This is a genomic window from Nodularia sp. LEGE 04288 (assembly GCF_963896525.1).
Classification (GTDB): Bacteria; Cyanobacteriota; Cyanobacteriia; order Cyanobacteriales; family Nostocaceae; genus Nodularia.
In genome coordinates, this window is sequence record NZ_CAWQOY010000135.1 from 1 (window position 1) to 11,664 (window position 11,664).

At 42.6% G+C, this 11,664-nt stretch carries 13 protein-coding genes; 10 read left to right on the plus strand and 3 right to left on the minus strand.

The window, feature by feature from the left end; translation table 11 throughout:
• Window positions 1–714: 714 nt before the first annotated feature.
• Window positions 715–1,083 carry a hypothetical protein gene (locus AACX33_RS18620; RefSeq protein WP_194003755.1) on the plus strand — a complete coding sequence of 123 codons (369 nt, stop codon included), beginning with the start codon at window positions 715–717 and terminating at the stop codon, window positions 1,081–1,083.
• A 7-nt stretch (window positions 1,084–1,090) separates the two neighbouring features.
• Window positions 1,091–1,780: a GIY-YIG nuclease family protein gene (locus AACX33_RS18625; RefSeq protein WP_194003753.1), complete on the plus strand. Its 690-nt coding sequence runs from the start codon at window positions 1,091–1,093 to the stop codon at window positions 1,778–1,780.
• 281 nt (window positions 1,781–2,061) lie between these two features.
• On the opposite strand, the gene AACX33_RS18630 is transcribed toward AACX33_RS18625, so the two are convergent.
• The 3 genes from AACX33_RS18630 to AACX33_RS18640 all read right to left on the minus strand — a co-directional run bounded on the left by AACX33_RS18630 (window position 2,062) and on the right by AACX33_RS18640 (window position 5,927).
• Complete coding sequence (locus tag AACX33_RS18630; protein ID WP_227789172.1) at window positions 2,062–4,998, minus strand: plasmid replication protein, CyRepA1 family; 2,937 nt, start codon at window positions 4,996–4,998, stop codon at window positions 2,062–2,064.
• A 488-nt stretch (window positions 4,999–5,486) separates the two neighbouring features.
• Entirely contained in the window at window positions 5,487–5,657 is a 171-nt protein-coding gene (locus tag AACX33_RS18635) for a ribbon-helix-helix domain-containing protein (protein ID WP_194003751.1), read from the minus strand.
• Between the two features lie 138 nt (window positions 5,658–5,795).
• Entirely contained in the window at window positions 5,796–5,927 is a 132-nt protein-coding gene (locus AACX33_RS18640) for a hypothetical protein (RefSeq protein ID WP_265338666.1), read from the minus strand.
• A gap of 122 nt (window positions 5,928–6,049) precedes the next feature.
• On the opposite strand from AACX33_RS18640, the gene AACX33_RS18645 reads away from it, so the two are divergent.
• The 8 genes from AACX33_RS18645 (at window position 6,050) to AACX33_RS18680 (ending at window position 11,364) form a co-directional block, all read left to right on the plus strand.
• Window positions 6,050–6,307, plus strand: a complete 258-nt coding sequence (locus AACX33_RS18645; protein ID WP_194003766.1) for a hypothetical protein — start codon at window positions 6,050–6,052, stop codon at window positions 6,305–6,307.
• Window positions 6,308–6,442: 135 nt separating this feature from the next.
• Window positions 6,443–6,868 (plus strand): hypothetical protein, encoded by a 426-nt coding sequence (locus AACX33_RS18650; RefSeq protein ID WP_194003749.1) that lies wholly within the window; start codon window positions 6,443–6,445, stop codon window positions 6,866–6,868.
• A 2-nt stretch (window positions 6,869–6,870) separates the two neighbouring features.
• Window positions 6,871–7,614 (plus strand): hypothetical protein, encoded by a 744-nt coding sequence (locus tag AACX33_RS18655; RefSeq protein WP_194003747.1) that lies wholly within the window; start codon window positions 6,871–6,873, stop codon window positions 7,612–7,614.
• Between the two features lie 183 nt (window positions 7,615–7,797).
• Window positions 7,798–8,007: a hypothetical protein gene (locus tag AACX33_RS18660; protein ID WP_194003745.1), complete on the plus strand. Its 210-nt coding sequence runs from the start codon at window positions 7,798–7,800 to the stop codon at window positions 8,005–8,007.
• A gap of 286 nt (window positions 8,008–8,293) precedes the next feature.
• Window positions 8,294–8,977, plus strand: coding sequence for a hypothetical protein (locus tag AACX33_RS18665; RefSeq protein WP_194003743.1), 684 nt, complete (start codon window positions 8,294–8,296; stop codon window positions 8,975–8,977).
• 53 nt (window positions 8,978–9,030) lie between these two features.
• Window positions 9,031–9,690: a hypothetical protein gene (locus AACX33_RS18670; protein WP_227789174.1), complete on the plus strand. Its 660-nt coding sequence runs from the start codon at window positions 9,031–9,033 to the stop codon at window positions 9,688–9,690.
• Window positions 9,683–9,925, plus strand: coding sequence for a hypothetical protein (locus AACX33_RS18675; protein ID WP_194003740.1), 243 nt, complete (start codon window positions 9,683–9,685; stop codon window positions 9,923–9,925). The genes AACX33_RS18670 and AACX33_RS18675 overlap by 8 nt, the downstream gene beginning before the upstream one ends.
• Before the next feature lie 11 nt (window positions 9,926–9,936).
• Window positions 9,937–11,364: a hypothetical protein gene (locus AACX33_RS18680; protein ID WP_194003738.1), complete on the plus strand. Its 1,428-nt coding sequence runs from the start codon at window positions 9,937–9,939 to the stop codon at window positions 11,362–11,364.
• Window positions 11,365–11,664: the final 300 nt, after the last annotated feature.

The window sequence follows — 11,664 nt, forward strand, 5'->3', positions numbered from 1 at the left end:
AAATTGAATTTTAGTACGTTCTAGAGTTCAACATCTTCTTAATTCCCCACACCCGACACCCGACACCCCACACCCAAGAGCCTTATAAATAATAGATTTGCCGTTATCTTAGTGCCATTCGGCTATGAGCGAATGGCACTAAGATAAGCCGAAATCTCGTCAGAGCAGGGTGTTGGGGATAGGGTGTTGGGTGTAGTTTTTAAGAAAATTGAATTTTAGTACGTTCTAGAGTTCAACATCTTCTTAATTCCCCACACCCGACACCCGACACCCCACACCCAAGAGCCTTATAAATAATAGATTTGCCGTTATCTTAGTGCCATTCGGCTATGGTTAGCAAGAGTTAGCTACAGTCGGCTAAAGTCGGCATCGGATGAATATAGCAACGGCGTAGCCGGACATGAAAAGTAGATCGGCTTTTAATAAATGATGGTAATGGCGTAGCCAGAAGAGGAGAATTATATCAGTATTTAAATAACGGTGGCGGCGTAGCTGGGAGTGGTGAGGGACAACAATCAGCATCAGTAAAATGATGATAATGGCGTAGCCAAAACGGGAAAATTATATCAACATCAGTTAAATGATGCTGACGGCGTAGCCGCATTACGAAAATTACAACCAGCGTAGCTGCAATCGGCTGAAATTTTAGAGTTATACAATCTCAAAAATAGGGGAAAATATATAAATTATGATGAGCAATTTTATTTCATAGCAATGGTTGAGCCAAAAGATTCTGAAAAGATTACTAAGGGCAAGATTGATGAGGCGATTAGCGTCTTAAAGGAGCAAAAGCCGAAGGAGCGAGAGGATGTATCAGACCGGGAAGCTGTTCGCAAGATGAGGCGATACATCGAGAAGCTGACTTCTGATAAATATGGCTACACTTACGATGAAGTTTCAGAAATGTTGGCTGGGCAGGGCATCAATTTGAGTGGTAGCCGGATTAAGTATCTAATAGGTGAGTTGAGGAAAAGCACTCGTCGTCAGAAAAAGACTCTAGAGAATGAAAATTCTGGTGGGGCGAGTGGGACTACTGCGGCTCAGAAACCTGCTAGTAACACTAAGAGCCAGAAAAAAAATTAGTAATCAAATGGCGAGGAAAAATTGGAACGTTATTTACATCGATAGAAATCCAGATAATCCAGATGAGGGCTGGGGATGGGTAGAAGTTTTAAGTGAAGACATCAAACGTTTTAGTATTCCTCATCAACTTCCTGTGGGCAGGTGGGTGACAAAGCACAAGGAAGTTACAGTCACACGATACAAAGATTCTGTTCCTTACACTGAGACTTATACCAATACATACACTGACTATCTCAATGTTCCATCTAGAGGTAGGGCTGCTGGCAAGAAATTTACACTCAATATCAATGGAGAACTGATTACTATCAAAGCTCAAAAGTCTTTAACTATTAATGCAGTGTCTGCATGGCTCTGGACTTGGGCAAGTCCAGAAACTAAAATTGTGACCCCTGGTAATAGGTCACTTTCTTTTAGTGGTGAGAAGTTAACTAAGACTGCTCATTTTGTCTACTTTATCCTCAACGAGGATAGTAACGCGATTAAGATAGGTCGGGCAAAAAATTTGGAACAGAGGATGAAGTCACTGCAAACATCTAGCCCAACCCAATTAAAGCTCATAAAATCGGTGCAAGTGGAAGGGGTTGAACAAGCTCAGGATTTAGAGCAATCATTACATCAGCAATTTCAAGCCATCAGACTGGTTGGGGAGTGGTTCCAGGCTGACGCTTCTCTTATTGAATACATCAGTCAGATTTAATTCGCTACTTCAGCTAAATAAAATCTTGGGGGTTTAGTTTCTATCACTATTGGCCTGTAAGGTTTGTCCAGTAAATTTGTATATCTATATAATTACCGTTAGTGGACGTAACCGAAAACAAGCATTTTGGGACGGCGGTTGGTTCAACTAGCACATTGTTAAGCTTCCCAGCCGGGTAAAAACCTGCTACAGATAGAACGAAACCATGAGGCAACTAGGCTGTGGTCTTCAGACTACAACTGGCACATCTATTTACTTAAGTTGACATTCGGGAATTGTGGTTAAGCCAGAGCTGTATCCTTGTCTAGCCAGTTTTGGAAGATTTTATCGCGTCCATCGTCAGCGCCAACTACACGGTAAACTCGTTGGCGTGAGCCTGTGCCATCTCGACCCTGATACTTCAGTTTCAGTCCGATTTTTTTCAGGAATCGCCGTAAGATAACGATGGGGCTATCATTATCGTTGAGGGAAAAACCCAGCACGGTTTTGACTTGCCACTTCACAGATAGGGCATTATTAGCCATTTCTACCAAGTCGGCATCAGTTCCCCTGAGTTCCCGGTCGTTGGCAATGAAATTGGGGATGTTGAACATTTCTAAGGCATGAATTACTAACCCAAGTTGACCACCGTTAAAGTCCGGTAGCCATGCGCTCTTAGCTTGGAGCATTTTTTCACCCAGCTTGCGATCGCGATCGCGCACAAACTCTCGTCCGAGAGTGAGATAATAACACAGCCTCAATTGCGGGTAATAGCCAGAATCGTCCTTTGCCACCAGTTCACGGGTAACGTCCACACCGTAACGCTGCTCTAGCTTGTATTTGCGTTCCTGGTGACGTTCTGTAGTTGTCTTAGACCGTTGTTGTTGCAACGCCTCATATTTAGCAGGAGTCAAATTACTGGTGTCAGCAGCAGTCACATCCTGGCACTCAGCGTTGTAAACTTCATTTTTTTGGGCAGTAATCTCTTGGTCTAATTTCTTTCTCGTCTTGTTATCTAGGACATCGATAATCTGATGGCCTTCATCGGCTAATCCTGACAGCACTGACTCACGGTAATGAATCATGCCAGCGTTAATACGACAGCCCATTTTCGCAAAAACGTTGAGGGCAGTGCGGTTAATGTTGATTTCGTCGCTGTTAATCATCAATGAGGCATCTTGCAGCAGTCTCAAGTTAGCTTGAAAGCGTTTATGCTCACTGGCTAAGAGTGATTTGAGGTTAATGGCTCCGTTGCCGATTTTCCCCAGTCCATGACTGGCTACCCACAGATGGCGCGGTACATCCTCACGTATCCGGGCTAGAGCTTGACGAGTGGCATTTTCTGGGGCTACCCCTTGGAAGCATCCCCAAACACTGGTAAAATGCCCTCTAATGTTAATGCTGACCCCCGTACCGATGGATGGGGAGGCCAGTACAATGTCATACTCCAGCAGCACCTGATTTAGTCTCTCAATGCAACCGTAAGCCGCGTGTTCTGGGTTGGCAATGGTTTCGGAGTCAATGCGGAGTATTTTGCGGTCGGGGAATTGTTTCTTTAACCGAGCCTCTAAGACTTTGGTTCCCCACTTAGATTTGGCTTTTTGGCTATCTACGGCAATGAAAGGTTTACCCCCCGTTTTGATGTGGGCTTCTAATGCAGCTAACCAATTCACTGGGGTAGTTTGTTTGTAGTGGTAAATATTACAGGGTTGACCTTTCCAGGTGTTGACTACTACCCAAGGGGTAACTTTGGTTTCTGCTAGACCCATGACCATTTCTGGTGATAAATCAGACAAGTCAGCATCAGCGAGGATGATTTTACCACGTCCTGGGGCTAGGGCATTTTTGAACAACTGTGACAGTTGGTTGAGGACTTCCACCCGATGTTTTTTCACTTCTGTGTTGGCAGACAGCAAGTGCCAGATAACTTGTTCGGATTCATCGATGATCACTAGGGGTTGTTTCCAGTGAACGGCGTTAAATTTGGCTTGTCCGTAGGGGTGTAAACTGTCTACACACAGGGCAAAGCCGAGTAAAATCCCGGTTTCGCTGTTTCTGACTTCGGTGATGTAGGGGATGCCTAGCCTGTTAGCGATCGCTTGGGCTAATTGTACTCTGTGAGATAATAGGATAACGGGTTGACCGTTCGAGATCGCCTCTTGAACGATGGGAGCAAATGACTCGGTTTTACCTGAACCTTTGGGAGATTTGAGCAAAATCAGTTTGGCGGTTTCGGGGATGGGTAATTCTCCCAGATAACGCTGATTGAGGATGAGTGCAGCGTCATGAGATAGTTGGCTGTATTCTTTGGCCTGCTTTTTTTCGGCGGTCAGGGCTTGTGAGATGATTTCATCAGCTACAGATTGCCCTCTAGCAAGGATTAAGTCATCAATACCTTTTTCTGGGTAACTCCACTCTGTAACCAGGACTTGACAGCCACAGGCAGCTAACAGTTTCGCGGTTTGGCTAATGGCAATGTTGACCCGTTGGAGTGTTTGTGGCTTGGTGTCGTGGTCAAAGCAAATGGTGAATTTACGTCCCAGGGTGGCGAAGTGTTGCAGGTCGGGAATGAGATGTTTGTCTCCTGTGGGTTCCCCTAGTTCATCTTTGGCAAGGCGGTAGCCACTGTTTACGCCGGGAATGGCAATGGCGGCGTAGCCTGCTGTTAACAGCGCTCCGGCTTTTTTTGCTCCTTCACAAATCACAATGGGGATGTTGTACTTCCATACCCAGTGCCAGAAACCCGATGCTTTATCTTCATCGCTGATGGGTTTTTCATATCGTGCGGCTACGCTCTCCCAGATGTAATCTGGTACAACCAAGAAAAATGCCCGTGTTGGTACTCGCGGGGGATGTTCGTATTTGATGACTGTATGGACTTTGTTCTGGTCGCGTCTGGGGCGGTCGGGCTTCATACAGCCCCATAGCATGGAGTTATAATCGTTGAGCGGGTCAACGCCATTACACCACCAGTTTAGTTCTTCTATATGGCGATATTTCTTCAGTATCCCGTCTCTGAGTCGTCCATCGTTACGGCGAGGGACGTTTTGACCATAGAACAGGTAGTCGTAGGCGGTTGTACCTGATACGGAAATAACGTTTAAGGTAATAATTCCTGGGTCAACGGCACTGGCTAACCATTCATTCCAGTGGGTTGCTTCTATATAAGAGGGTCGGGATCTTGTCTCGTACCCTGGGATAACTTGATTTGCTTGAAGTGCGCTGTTGCTATTTTTCACGGTTTTTTCCCTCAAATACTTGGTTTTTAGTATTCGGAGGGGGTTATCGCGCTGCTACACCTGATATCTATGAGATTTACTGTTTTGCTTGCTTAGGCTTTTTTTTTGAGATGCTCAAAAAAGATTGTTCAATTTATTTGTCAAAATCTGCCAACAGAAATTTTCAAATTGCCACAGCAACTCATATAATATGAGTAGGCAGCGCGGACTAATCACTTACAGTAACCAATTAGTGGTCAGACATCTCACCTTCGTTCCACTTGTTTGGTCGTGTTTAGATAAACCCCGCTCCGAGATATTTAATTTTTACTTTCAGGCAAAGTGTTCACTACCTAGTAGCACTTTGCCTTTTTAATTTTTGTGCTGTTGTATATTTACCTCCATTACAAGCTTGATTTACGTTCTTGCCTGATCTTACAGAACTTTTGTCCGTCTTATATCTAACAAGACCTAATTTTTTACTGGAAATTACTCAATAAAAGTTTCGGTCATTTTTTCTTCTTTTTTTCAGTCGGTAGCGGTTCTAGCTTCATATTGCGGACTCCTAGTTCTAGAAGGTATGCCGCTAGATTGGCAGTAGTCCGCCCTTGATTATCAGCTAGTGTTTCTAGCTGCTCAAATACGGTATCAGGTAGCGTTACACTAAAACGCTTGCTCATGCATCATTTTTGTTTCAAATTTTCTCCTAAATCATACGTTGTGATCACCCCTTTAGTTTAAACTGCTGCGGTATCGCTGTTAACTACATCAAGTAATTTTTATTTTAATACTGCTATATTACATCTAACTGCATCTATTTAGATGTTATAATATTTTTGTAAGCCAAAAACAGCCACAAAACAAAGGCGATAGAAGCCAGAAAGTGCTGCTAAGGCTAAACAATGGTCGGGAATGTGGATAACAGCCAGTTGTGCTGAAATATCTGCCAAATTCCCACAATTCAAGACTTAAAAAAAACTGACCCATGACAGTAACATTCGCCAAAGCCAAAAATTTTCTCAATCAAGCTGATGAAAGCTGTTAACAAAAATTTTTGTAGAAATGTAAACCCATGAAATATGACTCTCGGCGCATCACCATTTCCTACTTAGCAGTGGAAGAATTGTGCAAAATGTTTGGACTGCCTCAAGACGTGCCAACCCAAGCATTATCCGCAGCAGTAGAGAAGTTAATTTTTCAAGCTGATAACAGTGTGCAAGCGGAGAGTTATGCAATTCACCCGCATACCCAAAACAACCTAACAGCAAGCAATGGAGGTCGTAAAAACCTTAAATATTGTAATCCAGATACCGCATATTTAGCTCAGTGAAGCATAGATCCACTCCCCAAATGCAGGATGTGTAATTCAGATACGCGAGATGTGTAATTCAAATACGCAAGATGTGTATTACATCTACTGCATTTATGCAAATTACAACTAACGCATATTGCAAGAAATAACCCTATGGAGGAACCACGGATAATTTATGAAACTCTTGCTGGTGTCAGGGTCAACGATGTTCACTGGTGGAGAGTAAAACAGGCAATGATTACCTGTGAATTACCACTAACCAAATCAGGATTTGAACTGTTTATTGCACTCAAGAAAACATCCCCCAGGTACTTTAGCCAATACCACAAAGTAAAAGCCCAAATCTCTAAGCAACTAGAACCAAGTATTGGTGAAGGAATAACCGGGAAACAGTTTATCAAACTTTTGTCACAGCTAAACATTCACCCCAATCAAAGCACTATATCCAGATGGTTCAAAAGCTGTGGAGGGTTTAAAAGTAAAGCGTTTTATAACAAAACAGTTCTCATTCCCATTTGTGCGCTTGCACTTATCTACAAAGCCAAAATCCAAAAAAACCAACTAGCAAAGGTCAGTTAATCATGGTCAATAAAATTGCAACTCGTATTCAATCAAGACTATCTCGCAAAGGTTTAAAAATCGCTTTGGGAGATATAAAGTCTGTCTACTCCGAGATGGTTTTAGACCCTCAAAATCCCACAGATGAAGAGGTAAATGCCGTGACTGAATATTTTGTAAATCAACTCGCCCCAATTCCCCAACCAGAAAACCAGATAGAAGAAGAAACAAGCGTACCCATTGACACAGCTTTAGAACCTCAAGCAGAGGAAACAATACTACCTATTAATTCAGAAGCACAAGAAGATATCGCATCACTCGAAACAATTCCTCAAGCACAAACAGAAGAACCACAAACAATCCTAAAACCTGAACCAGAGGAAACAGCAATCGCACTGCAAGAAACTTCAGAATTAGTTGCATCTACTGCCGAAAGCATGGGTATCGCTCTCAACATAGAAGACGTTACAGCCATAGCTGAAAACTTCGATTATGCCAGTACAAATTCAGATGATGAACTGGAGGAGATAAAGTCAGCAATCACAGCCTTTGTCCAGCACAAAGCAGCTTTGAGTAGGCAGAAAATCCAACATATTGTGCAAGAAATTAAACAGACAATTCACAATCTGGACGCTGAAAATTCGGATCTGCTAAATGATGGATTAAGGAGCATTAGCCAAGACATCAAAAGCGGTTCCGAACGCTTTCGCCAACAAACAAGACAAGCCCTCAAAGTATTTGCACTCCCACCAAGTAAGGCAGGATAAAAGCTTTGTCATTAGCTTTAACCCCTCAAAAGCCATATCCATCATTCTGATAATTTCATCCCTTGCTGCTGCACTCGTAGCCTTTGACAACTACCGATTTAGTAGGCATAGAGTCACCAAACCAGAGTACAGAGAATTTCAAGATCCTAATATTTACTTGGAGGTTCCCCAGTGGTTCAAAAAATGACTGAAAGTAAGGAACTGTCAACACTAATTAACCAATCCCTAGCGCTAATTGACCAAATCCAAAAGCACCCAGACTTTCAAGCAGTAGAGTACAGCCCAGACCTAACATTAGGAGATGCCCAGCAAGCATTGCTAGAACTGCGTTGGCAGACTTTACCACAGTCCCAACCAATTCAAAATTGCTCACTTCAAAACTTAACCACTTGAGAAAGTGCGATTCCTACGGAGTCCATTACCGAAGAGGCAGAGGGGAAGGGGGCAGGGAGCAGGGGGAACAAGCCCTAACCCTCTGCGGCAAGCAAAGCGGAGCATGGGTACTCTTAAGCGCCACTTCGACAAGCTCAGTACAAGCCTTTTAGGGCGCTTGAACTGGGACGGAGTACAAGCTCTGTCTGGGTCTTCTCCCTTGCTCCCCGCTCCCTGCTCCCCTGCTTCTTTTGACCGGAGGAAATCGCAAATAATCCATATAATTTTCACCCCAATATTACCAGCAATGACTAAAAAATTACTCAAAGCCGCAAAATCTCCAACACTCAAGAACCACGTCCAGCCAAAAGCGAAACGAATCAGCAATGTCTTAAAAAACAAGTTTGGTGTAGAATTATCAGACTTTGATGCTGCTTTAAATGGTGATGTCCAAGCTGCCCAAAAAATAGGCGAACTAGCAAGACAAGGTAGTTTAAGCGCTGAATTTGCACCTAAACTCGCCCAATTGTATGAGCAAATTATCTCTGGTACTGAAGCATACAATCAAGCTGTAAGCGATATTTTAGTTCAAGCTGGCAAGTCAGCAATCGCCATTGATAAAGCTACCATGAAAGCTACCCTCGAAAACACCAAATATGGTCATTCGCGGAGCGAGTTAGCGGCTGAATTTGTTGCTTCTAAGTCTGCGGAATCACAACGCCATAAATACCAAATGAACTACACCCAGATTAAGGGCTATATCGATGCACACTTGGTAGGAATCGACCAAAAGACCAGTTTATTAGAACAGTCCAATAGACCCGAAATAAAACAAATAGCAGCCGATGAACAGTATGAAAAGAAGGAATTAAACGAAGCACTGAATAAAGGAGACAAAGCCAGATATGACCTGATACCTGAGAAAGACTATCAATCATCTCCAGGACTAAAAGCTAAACTGCTACAACTGAAAACTGCACTAGGTTTCTAACCAATAAATAACCCCAGTCGCCTGTCAATCAATTTTAGATTGCCGATTTTAGATTGAAAAAGAAAAAATCTGTTAATCCAAAATCACAAATTGATACAGTCAAGATTTCTGGGGTTTTATATACTCAAAACCCCACCTATCCTACTATGCAGCCTGACCACCTTGATGAACTGCTAGATACTGAAGACTCAGAACCAAACCAAGACACAGCGCGATATCTGCAATACATCGAGAACAAGTTGTATGAAGAGATAGAAGCGCGTAAACGGCTTGACAGTGGGGTGTTATTTCTAGTCTGTCAACTTGGTTCAGTCAGTCTTAGTTGGTTCTTGTTTACCCTACAAGTAAGCATTAGTTTGATAGTTGCAACTTGCATTATTTGCGCTTTACTTCCTGGTTTGATAGATGCTGGCGAAAGTTTCAACTTTGAATTATCTAGTGAACGCTGGGAGATACGCCACAGTAAACCATTAGTAGCAATTTCTAAACTTGCTATTGGTGGGGTTATTTCCTGGCACTCAACCCGAAAAATTAGCAGTGCAGTCTATCAAACCCATGCAGCCATTAAGGAAACTTACAGCGAGATAAAAGCGGCTGAATCATTAGGGGGAGGGTTACAGGTTCCCGGCTTAGAACTATTAATAGCTGGTGTAGTAGGGGTGGGGTTAATAGCATTTTCCAGCATCAGGAATAAGGGGAACTCAGATGTATAGAAAGAACGGTTTTTTAACTAAGTTTATAGGGGTGCTAGTGTTCATCGTATCCGCCAACTATTTAATCATGGGATTGTACGACACTGGTTACAACTTGGCATTACTTGCAGACTGGATGCGTGAGAACCAAATAGATAGAAGCATTATTAATTTCATCAATGCTGGGATGATTCACATTGAGTTAATTATGATTGTGAGTTTTTTATTGGCTTTGTTGTTTGTATGGATGAAGTGAACAATTGAACCATGCAAGAGATAGAACAATTCAACCACCAACTGAAAGCACAACGAAGAACAGCAACATTCTTATCAACTGCTTTGTTTATTGGTGGTGTTTCGCTATGTTTACCACTGTTTGCGGACACTACCAAATATCCTGAAACATTATTCTGCTTTAATCCTGATACTGACGTGTGCGAGGGTCATCAAATCAAGCGGGGGATTACTTGGATAATCGACCGGGAACGGCGTAATTTTACTTTTGATAACAAGGTGAAATTCTTACGGGTAATTCCTCCTGAAGCACCCAAAGCACCTTTATATGGTGTCCTGGGAACTGTTCTTTTAATTGGTGCGTATGGTGTAAGTAAATCACTCACAGATACACAAGAGAAAGCAATTCATTCTCAGTTCTCATTGTTGAAAATAAAAGCTTTGGAGAATGATATATATGTGTCTAATCATTTGGATCTAACTGCATATAGCAAACAGCACCAAGCCCAAATAACTAAGGAGATAATTGCACGGGATACGGCAGGGGCAATTGAACAGCTAAAGAGTGAGGGAGAACAGCAACTAGACCACATTAACGGACAATTACAAGGTGAAGTTGCACTTAAAAGTCACGAGTTACAGATATCAGAACTGGACAAGGCGATTGCTGACAATCGTTTATCCACTGTTGAGACTACCCGTAAAATTGAGAAGATATCAAAACCAATTACTGACAGTAAAACTGATACCCAATCACCTAATGAAGCGCTCAAAACCAGTTTGATAGATGCCCTAAAAGGTCATGAGGATGGTTATTTGTGGAAAATTATCAATTCACTTAAACCGTTGTGGCTCATAGGCAATCAAGGGTCAGGCAAGACATACACAGCCGGAGCGATCGCACTCATCAGAAAATACTGCCTTGATGCACCAGTACACCAGCTTATTGATAGACACGCCACTGGTGATAATGCCGAAGTGTGGAAACTCCTACAAGCTTACACACTAGCTGAAACTGAAGAAGATATCAGCACAGCTTTTGATGAATGTTGTGATAGATGGTTACAACGGATTAAGCAGAAGCCAAAGACTAAGCAGCAGGTGATTTGTGATGAATTTACTAACCTAAAATCATTGTGTGGTGACAGCGCGATCGCATTCTTCAAAATGTCCCTCACCGATACCCGCAAAGCCAAAGAATACCTGCTAGGAATCACCCACAACGCCACCAATGAAAGCTTTCCAGATGGTACAGCATCAGCACGTAAGGCAGGGACAATCCTATTAGAGAAGTTTAGCGCCAATGGTGAAACACCACTGTCTAGGGTAGTTGTCCGCTATGGTCTGGTTGATGAGAACGGAAACAATTTAGAGGATGAGGAGAGGACATTACCAACCTGGATGCACCCTGAGCGCATTTACCAGCACTTCAACGGTAAGCCCATCAATTTTGAAGATTAACATAACAAACAGAATTTTTGACTGCTGAAACCCTTTGTATTCCAAAAATAGCCTCTGCTCACAGTGATAGCACTCAAAAATCACTTAGACTAACCCACTCTGCCCCTGTAGGATTAATAAATCACCAACTTCGTTACCGATAATTCATCTGTAACTACTGTATCTTTAACTCAAATCTTTTGTAGCGATTGCCCAGAGGTTCAGTAAAGAGCTTGGGGACTGGATAGAGATCACCCAAATATTAAACTGATGACTCGATTTATTGATAAAAGCCAGTTATAACTAAATTATTAGGAAAAA

Excerpts from the sequence above, each read along its gene's own strand:
- AACX33_RS18650 (WP_194003749.1), top strand. The coding sequence starts at position 6,443 with ATGGAGGAACCACGGATAATTTATGAAACTCTTGCTGGTGTCAGGGTC.
- AACX33_RS18620 (WP_194003755.1), top strand. The coding sequence starts at position 715 with ATGGTTGAGCCAAAAGATTCTGAAAAGATTACTAAGGGCAAGATTGAT.
- AACX33_RS18660 (WP_194003745.1), top strand. The coding sequence starts at position 7,798 with ATGACTGAAAGTAAGGAACTGTCAACACTAATTAACCAATCCCTAGCG.
- AACX33_RS18655 (WP_194003747.1), top strand. The coding sequence starts at position 6,871 with ATGGTCAATAAAATTGCAACTCGTATTCAATCAAGACTATCTCGCAAA.
- AACX33_RS18625 (WP_194003753.1), top strand. The coding sequence starts at position 1,091 with ATGGCGAGGAAAAATTGGAACGTTATTTACATCGATAGAAATCCAGAT.
- AACX33_RS18645 (WP_194003766.1), top strand. The coding sequence starts at position 6,050 with ATGAAATATGACTCTCGGCGCATCACCATTTCCTACTTAGCAGTGGAA.
- AACX33_RS18675 (WP_194003740.1), top strand. The coding sequence starts at position 9,683 with ATGTATAGAAAGAACGGTTTTTTAACTAAGTTTATAGGGGTGCTAGTG.
- AACX33_RS18680 (WP_194003738.1), top strand. The coding sequence starts at position 9,937 with ATGCAAGAGATAGAACAATTCAACCACCAACTGAAAGCACAACGAAGA.
- AACX33_RS18635 (WP_194003751.1), bottom strand. The coding sequence starts at position 5,657 with ATGAGCAAGCGTTTTAGTGTAACGCTACCTGATACCGTATTTGAGCAG.
- AACX33_RS18665 (WP_194003743.1), top strand. The coding sequence starts at position 8,294 with ATGACTAAAAAATTACTCAAAGCCGCAAAATCTCCAACACTCAAGAAC.